Origin of the sequence: Morganella sp. Je.2.23 (assembly GCF_051129855.1) — a bacterium.
In the GTDB taxonomy this organism is placed as follows: domain Bacteria; phylum Pseudomonadota; class Gammaproteobacteria; order Enterobacterales; family Enterobacteriaceae; genus Morganella; species Morganella sibonii.
In genome coordinates this window covers 201,402-220,297 of the sequence record NZ_JBCPSQ010000005.1, presented here as the reverse complement: position 1 = coordinate 220,297, position 18,896 = coordinate 201,402, and the positions used below count along the sequence as shown (strand labels likewise).

The 18,896-nt window shown below is 52.1% G+C and carries 17 protein-coding genes; 8 read left to right on the top strand and 9 right to left on the bottom strand.

What is annotated here, in order from left to right; all coding sequences use genetic code 11:
- Positions 1-84 precede the first annotated feature (84 nt).
- From AAZR23_RS16300 to AAZR23_RS16290, 3 genes are read left to right on the top strand one after another with little or no spacing between them, the layout of a single operon-like run.
- Positions 85-816: a hypothetical protein gene (locus tag AAZR23_RS16300; protein ID WP_434693767.1), complete on the top strand. Its 732-nt coding sequence runs from the start codon at positions 85-87 to the stop codon at positions 814-816.
- A 12-nt stretch (positions 817-828) separates the two neighbouring features.
- A complete protein-coding gene (locus AAZR23_RS16295; RefSeq protein ID WP_434693764.1) occupies positions 829-1,470 on the top strand; it encodes a DUF2799 domain-containing protein in 642 nt (213 codons plus the stop codon).
- A gap of 3 nt (positions 1,471-1,473) precedes the next feature.
- The gene (locus tag AAZR23_RS16290; RefSeq protein WP_166708576.1) at positions 1,474-2,181 is read left to right on the top strand and encodes a DUF2799 domain-containing protein; all 708 of its coding nucleotides are present in this window, start codon (positions 1,474-1,476) and stop codon (positions 2,179-2,181) included.
- 17 nt (positions 2,182-2,198) lie between these two features.
- Here the strand turns inward: AAZR23_RS16290 and AAZR23_RS16285 are convergent, their stop codons facing one another.
- The 4 genes from AAZR23_RS16285 to glpA all read right to left on the bottom strand — a co-directional run bounded on the left by AAZR23_RS16285 (position 2,199) and on the right by glpA (position 7,129).
- Positions 2,199-2,867, bottom strand: a complete 669-nt coding sequence (locus AAZR23_RS16285) for a DUF3313 domain-containing protein (protein ID WP_218426710.1) — start codon at positions 2,865-2,867, stop codon at positions 2,199-2,201.
- 146 nt (positions 2,868-3,013) lie between these two features.
- The gene (gene glpC, locus AAZR23_RS16280) at positions 3,014-4,210 is read right to left on the bottom strand and encodes an anaerobic glycerol-3-phosphate dehydrogenase subunit GlpC (protein WP_434693761.1); all 1,197 of its coding nucleotides are present in this window, start codon (positions 4,208-4,210) and stop codon (positions 3,014-3,016) included.
- Positions 4,207-5,493, bottom strand: a complete 1,287-nt coding sequence (gene glpB, locus AAZR23_RS16275) for a glycerol-3-phosphate dehydrogenase subunit GlpB (RefSeq protein WP_218426712.1) — start codon at positions 5,491-5,493, stop codon at positions 4,207-4,209. Before glpB ends, glpC begins: the two co-directional genes overlap by 4 nt.
- Positions 5,483-7,129, bottom strand: coding sequence for an anaerobic glycerol-3-phosphate dehydrogenase subunit A (gene glpA, locus AAZR23_RS16270; protein WP_434693758.1), 1,647 nt, complete (start codon positions 7,127-7,129; stop codon positions 5,483-5,485). Before glpA ends, glpB begins: the two co-directional genes overlap by 11 nt.
- A 605-nt stretch (positions 7,130-7,734) precedes the next feature.
- Between glpA and frdA the strand changes: the two genes are divergently transcribed.
- Genes frdA through frdD form a run of 4 tightly spaced genes read left to right on the top strand, consistent with a single transcriptional unit; the run spans position 7,735 to position 11,042 of the window.
- The gene (gene frdA, locus AAZR23_RS16265) at positions 7,735-9,537 is read left to right on the top strand and encodes a fumarate reductase (quinol) flavoprotein subunit (RefSeq protein ID WP_107680448.1); all 1,803 of its coding nucleotides are present in this window, start codon (positions 7,735-7,737) and stop codon (positions 9,535-9,537) included.
- Positions 9,530-10,264: a succinate dehydrogenase/fumarate reductase iron-sulfur subunit gene (locus AAZR23_RS16260; protein WP_046893067.1), complete on the top strand. Its 735-nt coding sequence runs from the start codon at positions 9,530-9,532 to the stop codon at positions 10,262-10,264. Before frdA ends, AAZR23_RS16260 begins: the two co-directional genes overlap by 8 nt.
- A gap of 11 nt (positions 10,265-10,275) precedes the next feature.
- Entirely contained in the window at positions 10,276-10,671 is a 396-nt protein-coding gene (gene frdC / locus AAZR23_RS16255; protein ID WP_046893068.1) for a fumarate reductase subunit FrdC, read from the top strand.
- A 14-nt stretch (positions 10,672-10,685) separates the two neighbouring features.
- On the top strand, positions 10,686-11,042 hold the full coding sequence (gene frdD / locus AAZR23_RS16250) for a fumarate reductase subunit FrdD (RefSeq protein WP_107680447.1): 357 nt from the start codon (positions 10,686-10,688) through the stop codon (positions 11,040-11,042).
- A 59-nt stretch (positions 11,043-11,101) separates the two neighbouring features.
- On the opposite strand, the gene AAZR23_RS16245 is transcribed toward frdD, so the two are convergent.
- The 4 genes from AAZR23_RS16245 to hydN form a co-directional block, all read right to left on the bottom strand.
- Complete coding sequence (locus tag AAZR23_RS16245; protein WP_434693753.1) at positions 11,102-12,514, bottom strand: sucrose-6-phosphate hydrolase; 1,413 nt, start codon at positions 12,512-12,514, stop codon at positions 11,102-11,104.
- A gap of 295 nt (positions 12,515-12,809) precedes the next feature.
- The gene (gene hybG / locus AAZR23_RS16240) at positions 12,810-13,082 is read right to left on the bottom strand and encodes a hydrogenase maturation factor HybG (RefSeq protein WP_046893071.1); all 273 of its coding nucleotides are present in this window, start codon (positions 13,080-13,082) and stop codon (positions 12,810-12,812) included.
- A 36-nt stretch (positions 13,083-13,118) separates the two neighbouring features.
- On the bottom strand, positions 13,119-13,460 hold the full coding sequence (gene hypA / locus AAZR23_RS16235) for a hydrogenase maturation nickel metallochaperone HypA (protein ID WP_046893072.1): 342 nt from the start codon (positions 13,458-13,460) through the stop codon (positions 13,119-13,121).
- A 10-nt stretch (positions 13,461-13,470) separates the two neighbouring features.
- Positions 13,471-14,019, bottom strand: coding sequence for an electron transport protein HydN (hydN, locus tag AAZR23_RS16230; RefSeq protein ID WP_046893118.1), 549 nt, complete (start codon positions 14,017-14,019; stop codon positions 13,471-13,473).
- A gap of 410 nt (positions 14,020-14,429) precedes the next feature.
- On the opposite strand from hydN, the gene AAZR23_RS16225 reads away from it, so the two are divergent.
- Positions 14,430-16,067, top strand: a complete 1,638-nt coding sequence (locus AAZR23_RS16225; protein WP_282098091.1) for a sigma 54-interacting transcriptional regulator — start codon at positions 14,430-14,432, stop codon at positions 16,065-16,067.
- 242 nt (positions 16,068-16,309) lie between these two features.
- On the opposite strand, the gene fdhF is transcribed toward AAZR23_RS16225, so the two are convergent.
- Positions 16,310-18,460 carry a formate dehydrogenase subunit alpha gene (fdhF, locus tag AAZR23_RS16220; RefSeq protein ID WP_230060289.1) on the bottom strand — a complete coding sequence of 717 codons (2,151 nt, stop codon included), beginning with the start codon at positions 18,458-18,460 and terminating at the stop codon, positions 16,310-16,312.
- Positions 18,461-18,896 lie beyond the last annotated feature (436 nt).

The following is an 18,896-nucleotide window of genomic DNA, read 5'->3' as shown; positions in this document are numbered from 1 at the left end:
TTATCATCCGGGATAAATCAGGTATCTTCATACAGGCATAATAAAAAAAATATATCAGCCAATGGAAACGTAATAATGCGGATAATGCATTACCTCACCGCCGGTATCATCATCACGCTGCTGGCCGGCTGCGGCAGTTATGATCCTATCAACCGCAGTATTGTCAGCGACAAAGTGCTTAAATCCACCGACGCGTTTAAAGCGACAGTCACCAACAGAAGCGAAGACCGTTTTATCGGTTTTTCTTATGATCCGAAGAAAAAAGAGTTTCTGATCGCCGGTGAAACATATTCCTATATTGCGCCGGTTGCGGAAAAAGTGCAGTTCATCATTGATACCCCCGCTATCCGCGATAATATCCGCGTGTTGTATCGTGATGAAAAAGGCTGGGGAATATGGCGCTACATTCTGGTTGATGATAACGGTATCCCGCTTGAAAAGCCGGTGCTTAACGATCTCACGCTGATAATGTGCTTTAACAGCACAGTGCCGCAGTCTCAGATCGATGAATACAAAAAAGCATTTGAACGCAAACGGATTTATTTTGCCCCTCACCTGAAAGAGCCGTGTTTTTATTTCCCGCTGGGTGACAGCCGCGCACAAATCTTTGCCGGCACCGCAGAATCAAAACGGGCGGCAAAAACCAGACTGCCGCGTCCGTTCCCGTACCTGCTTGATACCGTCACCACCAAAGATAAAGCAACGCTGGAATCTCAGAACCGTAAAGCCACCGCTCTCTCTCCGTTTGCCACCGTGGCAGACGGTGTACTGACCTTCGGACAGTATCTGGCACTGCCTTTCACCATGTGGTTTTGAGGGAATAACGATATGATGAAGAAAGGGTTTCTTTTATTTATTCTGCTTCCGCTGCTCAGCGGCTGTATGTCTGATGAAGAGTGGCGCGCCATGCAGATCTCGCGGCAGGCCGCCGGAGAACGGGAAATCTGTAAAAAAGGCGCAATAACCCTCGGGCGGGATTATGCACTGGCCGGTATCGACAGTGCGCCGGGGCTGGCTGAATACACCGCGTTGTGTAAAAAACATGATTTTGTGATTGACCGCAGTCAGTGGGACAGCGGCTATAAAAGCGGCAGCAGTCAGTACTGTGAGCCGTTACAGGCCTACAACACCGGTAAACAGAATTACACCTATCAGGCAAACCGCTGCAAAAAGAAACCCGCACAGATTTCGCAACTGAATAATGCCTGGCAACTGGGGCTGCGCTGGGCAGAAATAAACCGTCAGATCAGCGAACTGGAAACGGCTTATGACGATCTGGACAGCACCATCCGCAATCTGGAGTACCGCAAAGACAGCATGGACAAAGAAGATGCCCGTGAAGCCCGCTATCTGCTGCGCCGTCTGAAACAGGAACAGCGGGATGCGGAGCGGACACTGCGTCAGTACCGCAGCAGGCTGAGTGCACTCGACAATCAGAATCTTTCTGCCATCGTGAAATATAACGGATAAACCATGATAAACCGATTACCCGCCCTTCTGCCTGTGCTGCTCAGCCCGCTGCTGCTGAGTGCCTGCGGGACGATTGGTGATGCCCGCGACAGCTATAACTATTCTCTGTATGCTGCCTCTCCGGCGGGGATCGCAGAAAAACAGGCACGTGAGGCGCAACAGGCTGAAGAAGCCCGGATTGCGCGCGAAAAAGAGAAGCAAACCTGTCTGACCTATCAGCGTGACTGGCGCGCCGCCGGCTACAATGCCGGCAGTGCCGGCGGACATCCGCAATATTACAACACTCTCCTGCGCGAGTGTCAGGCGCACAATCTGACATTCAGCAAACCGCAATGGGACGCCGGATACCGGCAGGGACTGAAAGACCGCTATTGCGTGTATGAAACTGCGCTGTATATCGGAACAGAATACGCATTTGACCAGATGATGGCGCAATGTACGCCGTTGCTTTCAGCCCGGCAGCAGCAAAACATGCAGATTTTTTATCAGAAAGGACAAATTATCTCACAACTGAAATCGGAACTGTCAGAGGCGAAATATGATCTGTCACAACCGGAAAGCAGACTGCGCTATGGCCGTGATGAAGAGATAACCCGTGAAGATCGCCGCGAATACCGCAGCCGGCAGCGGGAGGTCAGTGATTTACAGTATGAACTGGAGCTGATGCACTCAGAGGCACAACGCCTGCTGTTGCAAACCGGCGGCAGATAGTCCCCCGCCGGTGCTTATTATGCTGCCGGAAGCACTTCGGCAGCGATGGTATCAACCGCAGCTTTCAGTTCTTCCAGTGTGATTGCCTGGTCTTTATTGCTCATCTGCTCACCTTTATTTTTCCGGATCGCTTCAAGATACGGTTTTTTCGATACTGAATCTGTTATTTTCCATTCAAAATAGATAGAAGTATCCGCATCCCGGTTACCGATAGCCAGTTGTGTTCCGGCAACAATCAGCATCACCGGTAATACTTCATACGGTTTGAAATCTTTATTGGTCACTTTAACCGCAGTCACCACGCCCTCAAAACGCAGCACACCCGGTGCCGCGGTTTCCGTCAGCTGATACCGTTTTGCCAGTTCACTTTTAATCTGCTGATTGGTGTAACTGAGCAGAACCGTCATAAACTGTTTGCCCATTTTGTTATCTTCATGCAGCGGTTTAAAAACAACCGGTGTGAAGATCAGCTTTGTTTTCGGGCTTTCTGCGGTGAAATCGTCAGATATCCAGGATTTAATGATCTGACCGGAAGCGGTGTCAGTTTCTGTCAGACGCTGATAATTACTCAGGAAATCGGATTGTTCGGTCGTATCCGGCAGACGGCTTGAACAGGCAGAAAGCAGGAATACCATTGACACTGCAATAATATAGTTAGTGACTGAATGTGATGCGAAATTATTCATTCTTCTCTCAACATGTTAATGATTCTTTAAAATTCGCCGCAATGCTAGCACCGGGCAGAAGAGGAGACTGAATAGAAAATGCGGTTTGTACCCTGTATTCTGTATATAAAAAAACCGGCCGGAGCCGGTTGCTGTAATACCTTATTTTACGCAAGCGCCCGCGCCAGCAGAGATATCGGATGCTCGCATTTTTTGCTGGTCGACATCTCAATCTGCCATTTGCAGGTTTCGCAGTCACTGATCACCAGATCAATCCCGCTTTCTTCTATCTGACGGAACAGCGGGGAACCAATCGCCTGTGATGTTTCGTAATTTTCCTTTTTAAATCCGTAAGTCCCGGCGATGCCGCAGCACTGTGAATCGAGCACAATCAGCTCCACTCCGGGAATGGCGCGGATAAGCTCAAGGGAATACGCCGTCCAGCCCATTTTTTCCATATGACACGGCGTGTGATAACCGACTTTCAGCGGCGTATGCTTCAGCGCCGGTTTGCGCCCGTCCTGCATCAGCCGGTAAAGATAGCGCGTCACCAGCTCAATGTTATCGCGCAGCGGCGCGGTATCCACATCCAGAATATGCGGATATTCATCCCGCAGGGTAAAGGCGCAGGTGGAGGATGTCGCAATCACCGGCATCTTCTGTTCAACAATGGCTTTGGTGAGGGACTCCACATTCACTGCGGCCTGTTTTTTCGCCTGCTTTGCAAAACCGTTGGCGATCAGCGCCACACCGCAGCATTTTTCCCGTTCCAGCAGCTGCACCCCGATCCCCATGCTGTTAAACACCTTAATCACATCTTTGCCGAGCTGAGGATGGTTATAATTCACATAACAACCATGAAAATACGCGACCTGTTCACCGAAGCCAGCCTGTTTTTCCTGCTGTTTTTTATACCAGCGGCGGAATGTGCCGAAAGAGTATTTCGGCAGCTCACGGCGGTGATCAATTTTCAGGGCGGTATCCAGCAGTTTACGTACCGGTTTCAGACCGGTGATAGTATTGACTACCGGAGCAAACGGCGAGGAAAGTGATCCCATCAGATCAGTATGGCTCAGGATCGCATCGCGGATCTTCGGCCGTGACGGGTGATACGTCAGTTTGGCACGGGCAATAATATCCCCGATGCGGACATCTGACGGACACGCCACTTCACAGCGCTTGCAGTTGGTGCAGAGCGTGAGTGCGTCATCATACAGCATGGCGTCTTTCAGGCGCAGCCGTTCACCGTCCGGCCCCGCCTGTTTCGGTCCCGGATAATCCGGATTCACTTTTGCCACCGGACAATACGTTGTGCAGACGGTGCATTTGATACAATTCTCGAACTGAGTTTGTCCCGTACTCATACCTGTTCCTCCGTTACCGCCGCGCCAATCTGCGCCAGAATCTGTTCAGCCGCATACATCGCGGTGACAAGGGAAACACCTGCGCCGCAACCCTCCTGTAACGGGTTATACCCGCCCAGCACCGCACCGACAGCACGGAGATTGGTGATGGCGCCCTGCGCATCCGCCGGATGCAGATGCGCATCTGTTGCCACCCCGGCTTCCAGATAACGCTGACGGGCAAACAGATCCGCGGATGTCCACTCCCGGCGCGGCAGCGTTTCTGTCAGTTGCAGATTGAGCAGCGGCTCATAGATATGGTCAATATCGCTCGCCAGCCCGTTACTGAAGAAGCTGCCGGTGGCCAGCACAAACTGCTCTGCCTGTACCGGAATGTCACCGTGATTGCGGGTAAACAGATGCGTAATACGCTGACCGTTACGACGGACAGAAATAACACTGTCCCCCGGCATGACAAATCCGCCCGCCCGGCGGAAGCGGCCCAGCAGAGCCTGATGCAGACGCATTCCCAACAGTGACGGCGGCAGCGTCGGTAACTGATAAACCGTTTTATTCAGCTGCTGCTGTAAAAAAGTCACTCCGTCACTGTTTTCCGTCCCGAAGCAGGCCGGTAAAATCAGGATCTGTTCCGTGAGCCCGCACTGTGCCAGCTCATCCGCCAGTTCCTGCCGGTTTTGCGGTAAATCCAGCACACGGGCGATATTGACGGAACGGAACTCACTCGGGTTATTGCGTAACTTATCCAGACACGGCAGATGCAGGGTATACGCCTGCGCCGGATACCCCTGACGGGTAAGCGCAGCGGCGGCCATTTCCGCCTGAAAATCAAGAAATCCGGTGATACCGACAACGGCGGCCGGTTGCCAGTTTTCCGTCATTTTTTCGGTCAGTACCGGCACCACATCCGGCGTCAGCCAGCTCATCCGCCACTGCCCGGCCGGGGTCAGACGCCAGTGATTACGCTCCGCCGATCCCTGCAGCGGCAGGGTATCCTGCTGCAATAACGCCATCGCCTGCGATACACCGCGGCGTACCGCACTCTCCCCGATCACACTGTAGGGATGCGCAGGCGCCTGATGTGCCAGCGCCGCCAGTGCGGAAAGCGGTTCCGTGACCGGCTGCCCGTCCGGCAGCGCAGACAGCAGATCCAGTGACGCGGAGGAGAAATGCAGCGCGCTCTGTCCGGCGCTGATAATCGCGCAGCTCAGCCCGCTTTCTGCCAGTTTCACACCGCAGGAAAGCCCGGCAAGACCACCACCGGCGATAACCACATCATATTTCATGCTGCTCTCCCTGTTCTTCTGTCCCGCTGTTTTCCAGCCCGCACAATCCCTGATACACCCAGCCGGTGAACTCACTTTCGCGCAGCGCATTCCCCCACGCCACCGGACGCACACCTTTCCAGCGTTCGTTCAGGAAGTGCATCAGTCCGGCTTCCGATTTTTCCGCCGTGGTTACTTTCAGCTGTGTCAGCAGCCCCGCCGCGCGGCAGGCGCACAGTTCACCCTGGCAGGTGCCCATGCCGACGCGGGTGCGGCGGCGCAGATCAAGCAGGTTATTCACTGTCAGGCTTTCCGCTGCATAACGTACCTCACCGGCGGTCACCGCTTCACATTCACATACCAGGCTTTTATCCAGGCGCGTGGTGTGCGGCAGCTCCGCCGCACGATCACCGTGGCGGTACACCGCCGAGCCGCGCAGCGGCGCAGGCAGGGAAATCACTTTACGCAATGTCTGTTCCGCCGAATGTGCCGACCCCGGCAGCGGCACATCTGCCGTGGAGCACGCCACGGTAATACCGAGCTTCGCGCACACCATATCGGTTGCCCGCTCCGCCATCAGCCGGTATGTCATCAGCTTGCCGCCGGTGATGGTGAGAAAGCCGTGCAATCCGTCACGCTGCGCATGATCCAGCAGCACAATCCCGCGGCTGATACTGCGTCCGGTCGGATCATCATCCGCCGCCACCAGCGGGCGGACACCGGCATACGCCCGCAGAATACGCGCCTGCGCCATTGCCGGTGCCAGTCGTGAGCCTTCACGGATCAGGGTATCGACCTCATCCGCTGTGACGATCATATTGTCGATATCATCATAAGGAATATGAACTGACGTGGTGCCGATCAGGGAAATGGTATCCCCCGGCACCAGGATATCCGCATCACCGGGTTTGCGGCAGCGGTTGATCACGTGCTGATTAAGGCGGTGCCCGAGGATCAGCAGTGCACCTTTGGCAGGCAGCATACTGATATGTACCCCGGTAAAACCGGCGATACGCTGACTCCAGATCCCCGCCGCATTCACCACGACCGGCGCATACAACGGATAACTGCGGTGATGACGGTGATCATAAACCTGCACACCAATCACCCGGTCACCCTGACGCAGCACATCCGTGACTTCGTGATAAGTCAGCACCTGTGCGCCGTGCTCCCGCGCATCCAGCATATTGGCGGCAGTCAGGCGGAACGGGTCCACAGTGCCGTCCTGTACTTTTACCGCACCGCACAGCGCCGGGTTTACAGACGGCTCAAAACGCAGCGCCTCCTCCGGGGACATTACCTGTGTATCAATTCCCGCCGTGCGGCAGGCATCAATAAAAGTGGCCTGATAGGCCATCTCATCTTCCGGCAGTGTGATAAACAGGCCGTCTGTTTCCTCAACACAGTGACGGGCAATGTGCCGCAAAATCCGGTTTTCTGAAATACATTCGCGGGCCGATTCCGGATCAGTCACCGCATAACGGGCACCGCTGTGCAGCAGGCCGTGATTACGGCCGGTCGCGCCGGTCGCGATATCAAACCGTTCCAGCAACAGAGGGCGCAGACCGCGCCGGGCACAATCCCTGGCCATCCCGGCTCCGGTTGCGCCGCCGCCGATGATAATGACATCGGCTTCATTGACAGGTGAATCAGACATGGGTTCCTCTCAGTCATTTTCCTTTATTATGGTTACAGCTTAGCCGTTATTTTCCTTTCCATGATTGATAATGAGCAAAAACGAAACTAAATAACCATAATCAAGAGCGAAAAAAACCATAGTCGTGATGAATATCACATATTCGCAACATCAGGTATTTTTCTCAGAAAATACCCGTAAACCGACTGATTTTCCGCCGGTTTTCTGTCTGATTCACACCTCTGAGATTTAGTTATTGTCCCGCCGCAGATATGCGCTATGCTTTTAGCGCTAATTATATGTTTACCCTGTATATTTTATGTAACCAAAACAAAACAAAATAACTACACCCGAGTAATTACTTAGGTGATTACCTGAAATATCCGGTTATTCATCCGCAAAAATGCAAAATTAGCGCTTAAAACCCTTGGTTATATCAAATTTAAACGATCAGCTATTCGCTATACTTTGAACAGAATGTGATTTTATAACCAATCAGCAACCGGAAATGATTAGCATTTTTATCAACTGAAAGGATTCGGTTACTGATAACAATTTTGAGTACCTGTTTCAGATTTCGTTTTTACATTTTAACTTTCGATTTACCTGAACAATGGAGAAGCACAGTGCAAACCTTTAATGCCGATATCGCAATTATCGGAGCAGGCGGTGCAGGGCTGCGGGCGGCGATTGCTGCTGCGGAAGCTAACCCGAACCTGAAAATTGCTCTGATCTCAAAAGTTTACCCGATGCGCAGCCACACTGTGGCCGCAGAAGGTGGCTCTGCGGCTGTGACACAATCCCATGATTCCTATGATTATCATTTCAGTGATACGGTGTCCGGGGGCGACTGGTTATGTGAGCAGGATGTGGTGGAGTATTTTGTCGAACACTGTCCGGCAGAAATGACTCAGCTGGAACTGTGGGGCTGCCCGTGGAGCCGTAAAGAAGACGGTTCTGTCAACGTACGCCGCTTTGGTGGTATGAAAATCGAGCGGACCTGGTTCGCCGCCGATAAAACCGGTTTTCATATGCTGCACACCCTGTATCAGACCTCACTGAAATACCCGCAGATCCAGCGGTTCGATGAGCATTTCGTCCTCGATATTATTGCGGATGAAGGCCATGTGCGCGGTCTGGTGGCCATCAATATGATGGAAGGGACAAAAGTTCAGATCCGCGCCAATTCAGTGATTATGGCGACCGGCGGTGCCGGTCGTGTCTACCGCTATAACACCAACGGCGGGATTGTCACCGGCGACGGAATGGGAATGGCTTTCCGTCACGGCGTACCGCTGCGGGATATGGAATTCGTTCAGTATCACCCGACCGGTCTGCCGGGCTCCGGTATTCTGATGACAGAGGGCTGCCGGGGCGAAGGCGGTATTCTGGTCAACAAAGACGGCTACCGCTATTTGCAGGACTACGGCATGGGTCCGGAAACCCCGCTCGGTCATCCGGAAAACAAATACATGGAACTCGGCCCGCGCGATAAAGTGTCCCAGGCTTTCTGGCACGAATGGCGCAAAGGCCGGACCATCAAAACCAGCCGCGGTGATGTGGTCTATCTGGATCTGCGTCATCTGGGCGAGAAAAAACTGCTGGAGCGCCTGCCGTTTATCTGCGAACTGGCAAAAGCCTATGTCGGCGTGGACCCGGTCAAAGAGCCGATCCCGGTTCGTCCGACCGCACACTACACCATGGGCGGGATTGAAACCGACCAGCGCTGTGAAACCCGTATCAAAGGCCTGTTTGCTGTCGGTGAGTGCTCCTCCGTCGGTCTGCACGGTGCAAACCGCCTCGGCTCCAACTCACTGGCGGAACTGGTGGTCTTCGGTCGTCTGGCCGGGGAAGAAGCCGCTAAGCACGCGCAGGAAACACACGCGGCCAACAGCAATGCTATCGATGCCCGTACCGCGGATATCGAAAACAACCTGAAAGCGCTGATGAACCAGAAAGGCACAGAAAACTGGGCCAAACTGCGCGACGAGATGGGTGAGGCAATGGAAGAAGGCTGCGGGATTTACCGCACACCGGAACTGATGCAAAAAACCATCGATAAACTGGCCGAACTGAAAGAACGTTTCAAACGCGTTGAAATTACGGATCGCTCATCTGTCTTCAATACCGACCTGCTCTACACCATTGAGCTGGGCTTTGGTCTGGATGTTGCGGAATGTATGGCGCACTCCGCCTTTAACCGTAAAGAATCACGCGGCGCGCATCAGCGTCTGGATGAAGGCTGTACCGAACGCGACGATGTCAATTTCCTGAAACACACCCTTGCTTTCCACAATCCGGACGGCTCGCCGCATCTGGAATACAGTGATGTGAAGATAACCAAATCCGCCCCGGCAAAACGTGTCTACGGTGGTGAAGCGGCAGCGGCTGAACAGGCGGCAAAAGAGAAGGAAAACGTCAATGGCTGAGATGAAAATGCTGAAAATGTCAGTGATGCGCTATAACCCGGAAACGGATAACGAGCCGCATGCTGTCACGTATCAGGTGCCTTACGATGAGCAGACGTCACTGCTGGATGCGCTGGGCTATATCAAAGACAACCTGGCGCCGGATCTCTCCTACCGCTGGTCATGCCGGATGGCTATCTGCGGCTCCTGCGGCATGATGGTCAATAAGGTGCCGAAACTCGCCTGCAAAACCTTTCTGCGCGAATACCCGCAGGGTATGCAGATTGAGGCACTCGGCAACTTCCCGATCGAGCGTGACCTGGTTGTGGATATGACGCATTTTATCGAGAGCCTGGAAGCCATCAAACCTTACATTATCGGCAATGATCGCAAACCGTCCGAAGGCCCGAATAATCAGACGCCGGGACAGATGGCGAAATACCATCAGTTTTCCGGCTGCATTAACTGCGGTCTGTGCTACGCGGCCTGTCCGCAGTTCGGTCTGAATCCGGAATTCCTCGGCCCGGGTGTGCTGACACTGGCGCAGCGCTATAACACCGACAGCCGCGATCACGGCAAAAAAGAGCGGATGAAACAAATCAACGGCGATAACGGCGTATGGACCTGTACCTTCGTGGGTTACTGCTCGGAAGTCTGTCCGAAACATGTGGACCCGGCAGCTGCGATTCAGCAGGGTAAAGCCGCCAGTGCGGAAGATTACATTATTGCCCGTCTGAAACCACAATAAGGAAAAGAGAAATGACGACCAAACGTAAGCCTTATGTGCGTGAAATGACACCGACATGGTGGAATAAACTCGGTTTTTACCGTTTTTATATGCTGCGGGAAGGCACCGCAGTGGTCCAGCTCTGGTTCAGCCTGCTGGTGATGTACGGCGTTTACTGCCTCAAGGGCGGTCCCGCAGACTGGGCCGGTTATGTCCACTTACTGCAAAACCCGGTGGTGGTGCTGATCAATATCCTGACGCTGGCCGGCACCCTGCTGCATACCGTGACCTGGTTTCAGCTGGCACCGAAAGCCGTCAATATCGTTATCAAAGACGAAAAAATGGGACCGGAGCCGATTGTCCGTCTGCTCTGGATTGTGACCCTCATCGTTAACGCCGTCATTCTGGCCGTTGCATTACTGTGGTAAGGAAGGGAACTGATATGATTAATCCGAATCCGAAACGTTCACAGGAACCGGTTTTCTGGGGAATGTTTGGCGCAGGCGGCATGTGGAGTGCCATCGTTTCACCGGCAGTTATTGTACTGCTGGCCTTTCTGCTGCCGTTCGGCCTCGCGCCGGATATGCTCAGTTATGACCGCATCCTGGCTTTCTGTCAGGGGTTTATCGGGAAGGTTTTTCTGCTGCTGATGATTATCCTGCCGCTGTGGTGTGCGCTGCACCGTCTTCACCACTGTATGCATGACCTGAAAATCCATGTACCTGCGGGACGCTGGGTCTTTTACGGTCTGGCAACGATCCTCAGTGTAATGGCCGTGATTGGTGTGTTCACACTGTAATCGGTGTCCGTTACAAAAAGACCGGCTCCTGAAGTGCGCCGGTCTTTTTTTATCTGCTGTCAGGCTACCTCTTCCCGGTTAAGCTGCCAGTAACTGAGCTGCACCGGAGAAAGGCCGCGAAATGTGAGTGTTGCGGGTTGCTGCGGGAAATAACGGCTGCTCATCACCGCCTCACCGTCATTGATAAAAATCTCCACACTCGAATGATCCGTCAAAATATGCAGCCGCGTCACTTCACCCTGCCAGTAACGGTGCAGCCAGTCACCGCTGACCAGACTGCGGCGGGACAGGCGGATTTCATGTCCGTCATAGGAAAAAATCAGATGTTTGCTGAAGTTCAGGATAAGCGGGCCGGAGAGCCTGATAATCACTTCCAGCCGCCCCGCACTCAGTTCCAGTGCATTATCCGCCTCACCTGACCACTGACCGCCCGCACCACGCAGGGCTTCCAGCTCTCTCACCGGCCGCTGGTACAGTTGTCCGTTACGCAATGTCAGTTCACGGGGACAGGTCATCTGATGGAGCCAGCCATTTTTGATTGTCGGCTGCTGCATCTCTTCGCCGCCCGGCGCGCCCATCAGCGCCACCATAATACGTCGTCCGTCCGGGGCAAGTGTTGTCTGCGGGGCATAAAATTCAAACCCGGCATCCGTTTCGTAAACCTGAGGTTTATGACGGAAAATTTTGCTTTCATAATCAAAATCCCCGACCAGATACGCGCCGGGGGAGGTATTCAGAAAACGGGTGGGTTCGCGCGGCATACCGCGGGGACAGCACAACAGCACCCATTCATCACCGAGCCGGAAAAAATCCGGATTTTCCCACAAATACCCGGCATCCCGCAGCCCGCCGCAGTGGCTGCCGGCCAGTACCCCCCGCAGTGCCCACTCACCTAACTCTGTTGCGTCGTACAGCAGCACACAACCACGGTCATTGACGTCACGGGCCCCCAGTACCATGAACCACTGCCCGCAATGCTGCCAGACTTTGGGATTAACCACATCGGCACTGTATCCTTCGGGCAGTCCCAGCGCAGTGCCGTATTTCTCAAATATGCCGTCCGCTTTTTCCCGTGCCAGGCACTGCCACGATGCACGGGAACCATCCCGGTACGACAAACTGCCGGTATAGCAAAGTGTCAGCGTGTTATCGTTTACCACTGCACTGCCGGAAAAACAGCCTCCTGAATCATAATTACCGGACGGCAGCAGTGCCACCGGCTCATGTATCCAACTCACCAGATCTGCCGAAGACCAATGTCCCCAGCACGGTTGTTTATGCTCACACCCAAACGGTTCCCACTGATAGAACAGGTGCCAGACGTCATTGTGATAAATAAATCCGGCCGGATCATTCATCAGACCGCACACCGGTGCTGTATGCCAGCCGGGATAATGCATATCACGCTGTGCTCTCCCCTGATGCTTCATTAAGGCCTGCACAATCCCTGACAACAGTACTGTCTGTGCCATATCCCTGTCCCCTGTATCCCCTTGTCCTGTTTTTCAGAAACTATGAAACCACAGATATGGTACAGAATGCGAGTACCAACCCTCTAAGATAATTCAGAATCCGACGGGTAACAGCGGTATATCCGGTAATTTCTTATTCTGTAACCGGTTTTTTATCTTACTGACACGTGTATCACTGTTTTATGAAAAAACAGTCTTGTGCAGGAATAACGGAACGGAGGGATACGGCAGAAAATAACGGTGTTAAACACCTGTCAGAACAGGTGTTTTTATCCGGAAACCGGACAGCATACGGCTACGCATTACCACGCAGAAAATACGATACATCCTCTTCCACACTTTCCATGGCCAGCAGTGCATCCAGTGTATCGCGGGCTTCCTGTTCATCGATAATGCTCATCGCAAAGCCCACATGAACCAGCACCCATTTTCCCAGCATGTCTGACGGCTCACCTTCACACACCAGTGCGATGTTCACATCCCGTCTGACACCGCACACTTCCACCTGCGCATTGTCTGTTACAGAGTCACCCACGGCAACGATTTGCCCGGGAATACCTAAACACATAACCGGCTCCTGATTGACTGATATGTCCTTACCGGACTACTGAATTTCAATTTGTCTGACCTGCATGGCATCGCTGCTGTCCACCTGCAGGTTATGGCTGCCGCAATGCGGACATCCGGTATTAAACCCGGCCACACTGACCGGTTTCTGACAATCCCGGCACCAGGCCTGCGCCGGGACGGTGGTGACATGCAGTACGGCTCCTTCCGCCAGTGAATCACGGCAGACGATATCAAAGCAAAAATGCAGGGCATCCTCTTCAATGCAGGATACCGCACTCAGTTCAAGCCAGACAGCGGTGACGCGCTGCGCCCCGCTCTGTTTTGCCTGCTGCTCAATAATATCAAGCGCATTCTGGCATAACGTAACCTCATGCATCCGTCTGTCCTCAGGACATCAGGTCGGCCGGCATTTCAAATGCGGCACGGCGGCGGCGTTCTTTCACAATCTCATCCATCTTATTGCGGTCAACCACCATTAATGCATGAGTCGGACACACTTCCACACAGGCAGGCCCGCCCGCGCGGGTATGGCATAAATCACACTTGTGTGCTTCCGCACGGTACTGCGGGATCGTGTTCAGCGCAGTGGTCTGTTGTGCAACAGGACGGCTGATCACTTCCATGGTGCCGTACGGACAGGCAATCACACAGGTTTTGCAGCCGATACATTTTGCCTGATCGACATACACGAAATCATCTTTACGGCTGATAGCGCCGTTCGGACAGACATTGGCACACGGTGCATCCTCGCACTGACGGCAGACAACCGCCGTACTGATGGTGTACCCTTTCATCACATGAATACGGGGAAAGAATTCATCTTTCACCACGGTTTCAATACCGGTTTCCTGCTCTTGATGCGAAACGACACAAGCGACTTCACATGTGTGACAGCCAATGCACTTCTTTGGGTCTGCAATGATGAAACGGTTCATCATACTCTCCTGAATGATACGCGGCGACTTCACATCCGGCACTCCGGTGCAGCCGTCCTCTGGTTAGAATAATCAGGAAATAAGCATGCATCGTGCCAGTCTGGCATTTTTTTTAATTTCAGTGAAATCAGCGTATTAATAAATAATGCTGCCGTACCGTGTGTCATAGTGAGAATATTCGTCACACAGTTCGACATTTTTGACGATAATTTTTATCATCAGCAGGTGTCATAATATATTAGGTTTTCATCCTGCTAAAAAATAGGGGATTGGATCAAACTTAAATCAGACAGCGATATTCTTTTTTTATAGAGTCATTACAATAATGGTTATTACCTCTCTGAAACTTATTTATACCTACAACTATTCAGAGCAGAATTAATTTTAAGAGCAATCCGTCCGGATCAGGAATGAGAAAGACGAAGATGAGCGGAGACGTTGTGGACAACACTGACAAGACCGAACACATACGCCATGAACGTGACCAGTACCGGATATTGGTAGATATCACCAACTCAGTGCTTTCCCATCTGGAGATGGATGGCCTGATTGCTGAAGTCTCCCGTGAGATCCACCGGTTTTTCGGGCTGAGCCAGATAAGCATTGCGTTGTGTGATAACTACAGTTCAGCTGTATATCTTTGTTATTCCAGTTATTATCAGCCCCGCAAACCCACAGAAAAGACATTATATCATCTGGATGAACTGCACCCTGATCTGGCACAGGTTCTGGACAGTAACCAGCCGATGCGCCTGACACTCGACAGCGCAACAAAAGATCCGCTGTATCAGCATGTCTGCGCGCAGGGCATGACAGAAACCCTGCTGCTGCCGCTGGCATTTAACCACAAACCACTGGGTGTTCTGGTGTTGTCTCATGAAAATAATCATATTTTTACTGACGATAACTGTAATCTTCTCAAGCAGATAGCCGCCCGTTTTGCCATTGCGGTGGATAACGCCGCTGCTTACGAAGAGATCACCCGGCTGAAAGACAGCCTGAAGCATGAAAACCTGTGGCTGAATGAACAGATTCACAATAACGAGAGTTTCAGTGAAATCATTTTCCAGAGTGATGCCATGCGTAACATTCTGGAGCAGGTGGATCTGGTTGCCGCCAGTGACAGTACCGTTCTGATCCTCGGTGAAACCGGTACCGGGAAAGAGCTCATCGCCCGTGCTATCCATCGCCTGAGTGAGCGCCATCACCGCAGCATGATCAAAATGAACTGCGCGGCTATTCCCTCCGGTCTGCTGGAAAGTGACCTGTTCGGCCATGACAAAGGGGCGTTCACCGGTGCGACCACCACCCATATCGGCCGCTTTGAAATGGCAGATAAAAGTACCCTGTTTCTTGATGAAATCGGTGATATGCCGCTGGATCTCCAGCCAAAACTGCTGCGGGTATTACAGGAACGGGAAATAGAACGCATCGGCGGTAATAAGGTGATTCCGGTAGATGTCCGGCTGATTGCCGCGACTAACCGCAACCTGAAATCCATGACCGATGATCGTGAATTCCGCGAAGATCTCTACTACCGGCTGAATGTGTTTCCTATCTGGATCCCGCCGCTGCGCGAGCGTCCGGAAGATATTCCGCTGCTGGCGACCTATTTCACACAGAAAATCGCCCGCCGGATGAACCGCAATATCGACTGTATCCCGCGTGATGCCCTGGAACAGCTGAGCCGCTATCCGTGGCCGGGCAACGTGCGCGAGCTGGAAAATGTGATTGAGCGGGCGGTGATCCTGACACGCGGAAATACGCTTAATATTCAGCTGCATGAGCTGAATATCCCAAAGCATTCACGCCTGAAAACGGCGCTGGAGACACCAAGCTCACTGGAAAAACGGATGCAGACTGCCGCACCGGAAAGTGACGATGAAGAACGTGACCGGATTATTGCCGCGCTGAAAGCCACCAACGGTGTGGTCGCCGGTGCCCGGGGTGCCGCAACCCGTCTGGGGCTGAAACGGACAACATTATTATCCCGCATGCAGCGGTTAGGTATTACCGTACAGGATATATTTGAGGAAGATAATCACTAAGATGATATTAAAACAGCGCACTTCTGAAATAAGAATATATCGCAAATAAAAATACATCTCAAAAATAGCTGTCGTAATATGTTCATTTATTTTGCAGACAATACTTTTACAGACAATACTATGTGATCAAAATTCAAAAACAGAATCTGTCTGACATCATAATTAAACAAAAAATGAAAATATAAAAAAACCGGCGGTCATTTCTGAACGCCGGTTTTTATCATATTATAACAGACGGATGATCACCCTTCCGCAGCTTCACGCAGACGGCGCTTAATACCGGTATATTCCTGAACAACATAATGCTCAGCCTGTTTCTGATCCGCAATCGGCTCGACACGGACAGCACAGTATTTATATTCCGGGGTTTTGGTAATCGGGCTGAGGTTTTCTGCCACCAGCTCGTTACATGCACCAATCCACCACTGATATGTCATATAAACCGCCCCTTTGTTCGGACGTTCACTGACATTGGCACGCGTGATAACTTTCCCCTGACGGGATGCCACCCAGACCAATTCCTGATCTTTAATACCCAGCGATTTCGCATCTGCGGTATTGATCTGAACATAGCCCGGCTCATCCGCCAGTGCCGCCAGTGCTTTACAGTTACCGGTCATGGAGCGGCAGGAGTAGTGCCCCACTTCACGGACGGTTGCCAGCACCATCGGATAATCATCACTGACCTGATCAATCGGCGGACGCCATTCACAGGTATAGAACTGACCTTTGCCGTTCGGGGTATCAAAGATACCGCCGTCGTACAGGTATTCTGTTCCCTGGTCACTGTCAGCCACATCGCGGCACGGCCACTGGATATACGCCAGATCCGCCATCTTCTCGTAGGTCGCACCATAATAGATAGGGCAGAGTTCACGTAACTCATCCCAAATCTCTTTGGTGTTGTTGTAATGCATCGGATAACCCATCGCGGTGGACATCAGACTGATAATTTCCCAGTCCGGTTTCACATCGCCGACCGGCTCAACCGCTTTATAGAAGCGCTGGAACCCGCGATCCGCTGCGGTATACACCCCTTCATGTTCCCCCCAGGAAGTAGCAGGGAAAATCACGTCGGCAATCGACGCGGTTTTGGTCATGAAGATATCCTGGACAATCAGCAGATCCAGTTTATCGAAGGTGCGGCGGATAGTCGCCAGATCCGGTTCTGTCTGAAGCGGATCTTCACCCATCACGTAGTGCGCCTTCAGTACGCCCTCGTCAATAAAGTGCGGAACCTCACTCAGCGGAATACCGTTTTCGTCAGGCATTTTTTCGATGCCCCAGAATTTGGCAAATTTCTCCAGAGCGGCTTTATCTTCCACATACTGATAGCCCGGCAGAGTATTCGGCAGTGCACCCATATCACAGGCACCCTGAACGTTGTTCTGACCGCGGACAGGGCCGACCCCGACATGCGGTTTACCCAGGTTGCCGGTCAGTAACGCCAGGCTGGTCAGTGCGCGGACGGTTTCCACACCCTGATAGAACTGCGTGACACCCATACCCCACAGAATGACCGCATTTTCTGCTTTCGCATACATACGGGCAGTTTTGCGGATGTCATCGGCTTTCAGACCGGTGGTCGCTTCCACAGACTCTGGTGTATACGGCTCAACCAGCTTGCGGTATTCCTCAAACTGCTCGGTATGGCCATCGATAAAGGCTTTATCGTGCAGATTTTCTTCAATAATCACATGCGCCAACGCATTGATAAGCGCGATGTTTGAACCATTTTTCAGTGCTAAATGAATATCAGCAAGACGTGCTGATTCAATATAGCGCGGGTCACAGACAATAATCTGTGCACCCTTCTCTTTCGCCTTCACAATGCGGCGGGCGACGATAGGGTGTGAATCCGCGGCATTGTAACCGAAGATAAAAATACATTTGGTATCCTCAATCTCGACGATTGAGTTACTCATTGCGCCGTTACCGACCGAACGCTGCAGACCTGCAACCGAAGGGCCGTGTCAGACACGTGCGCAGCAGTCAATATTGTTACTGCCGACTGCCGCACGAACAAATTTTTGCATCACGAAGTTAGCTTCGTTACCCGGACCACGGGATGAACCCGTTGTCATAATGGCTTTCGGGCCGTACTTCTCTTTGATAGCCAACAGGCGGGAACTGGCAAACTCAATCGCCTCTTCCCAGGAGACCGGTTCCAGTTTGCCACCACGCTGACGGCGGATCATGGGGGTCTTTAAGCGGGGGGTTAAAATCTTGGTGTCATGAATGAAGTCCCAGCCATAATACCCTTTCAGGCAGAGCTCTCCTTCATTGGTGTGACCATTCGCGCCCTCCGCGCCAATGATCTTCCCGTTCTCCACCTTCAGGTTAATTTTACAGCCTGAGGCGCAATACGGGCAGACGGTGATGACTTTTTCCATCAACATTGCTCCTATATCTTCTTTTAGCGGATAAATACCGCCTTATCACCACCAGTCATGCAGGGTTTATGCCAATTTTAAATCTGAAATAAAAACCCTTTAACTTACTGAATATAGTTTGTTTTAATTTTTTTATTATGACCATGACAGGCGATGGCACCGACGGGATCGTCAAAAATGTCGAACGCGCCTGTCCGGTGTCAGATGACGACACGGACGCAGCCACGTCCCTTCAGAACAATTTTACAATTGCATGATGAATTATAACTGTGTTAAAGAAGTACAATATGATGGTGATCAATCATCCGCACCGCCGGTTTTTTTCCGTATTTCATAACAGTTTACGAAAATTTCCCTGCTGACTGTTGATATCGGTTCCCCGGTACTGTTTTACAATGACAGTAACAACGACTTAATTTTTCACGGCTCTTCCTGA

Excerpts from the sequence above, each read along its gene's own strand:
- AAZR23_RS16300 (WP_434693767.1), top strand. The coding sequence starts at position 85 with ATGCATTACCTCACCGCCGGTATCATCATCACGCTGCTGGCCGGCTGC.
- AAZR23_RS16295 (WP_434693764.1), top strand. The coding sequence starts at position 829 with ATGATGAAGAAAGGGTTTCTTTTATTTATTCTGCTTCCGCTGCTCAGC.
- AAZR23_RS16290 (WP_166708576.1), top strand. The coding sequence starts at position 1,474 with ATGATAAACCGATTACCCGCCCTTCTGCCTGTGCTGCTCAGCCCGCTG.
- AAZR23_RS16285 (WP_218426710.1), bottom strand. The coding sequence starts at position 2,867 with ATGAATAATTTCGCATCACATTCAGTCACTAACTATATTATTGCAGTG.
- glpC (WP_434693761.1), bottom strand. The coding sequence starts at position 4,210 with ATGAGTACGGGACAAACTCAGTTCGAGAATTGTATCAAATGCACCGTC.
- glpB (WP_218426712.1), bottom strand. The coding sequence starts at position 5,493 with ATGAAATATGATGTGGTTATCGCCGGTGGTGGTCTTGCCGGGCTTTCC.
- glpA (WP_434693758.1), bottom strand. The coding sequence starts at position 7,129 with ATGTCTGATTCACCTGTCAATGAAGCCGATGTCATTATCATCGGCGGC.
- AAZR23_RS16260 (WP_046893067.1), top strand. The coding sequence starts at position 9,530 with ATGGCTGAGATGAAAATGCTGAAAATGTCAGTGATGCGCTATAACCCG.
- frdC (WP_046893068.1), top strand. The coding sequence starts at position 10,276 with ATGACGACCAAACGTAAGCCTTATGTGCGTGAAATGACACCGACATGG.
- frdD (WP_107680447.1), top strand. The coding sequence starts at position 10,686 with ATGATTAATCCGAATCCGAAACGTTCACAGGAACCGGTTTTCTGGGGA.
- AAZR23_RS16245 (WP_434693753.1), bottom strand. The coding sequence starts at position 12,514 with ATGGCACAGACAGTACTGTTGTCAGGGATTGTGCAGGCCTTAATGAAG.
- hybG (WP_046893071.1), bottom strand. The coding sequence starts at position 13,082 with ATGTGTTTAGGTATTCCCGGGCAAATCGTTGCCGTGGGTGACTCTGTA.
- hypA (WP_046893072.1), bottom strand. The coding sequence starts at position 13,460 with ATGCATGAGGTTACGTTATGCCAGAATGCGCTTGATATTATTGAGCAG.
- hydN (WP_046893118.1), bottom strand. The coding sequence starts at position 14,019 with ATGAACCGTTTCATCATTGCAGACCCAAAGAAGTGCATTGGCTGTCAC.
- AAZR23_RS16225 (WP_282098091.1), top strand. The coding sequence starts at position 14,430 with ATGAGAAAGACGAAGATGAGCGGAGACGTTGTGGACAACACTGACAAG.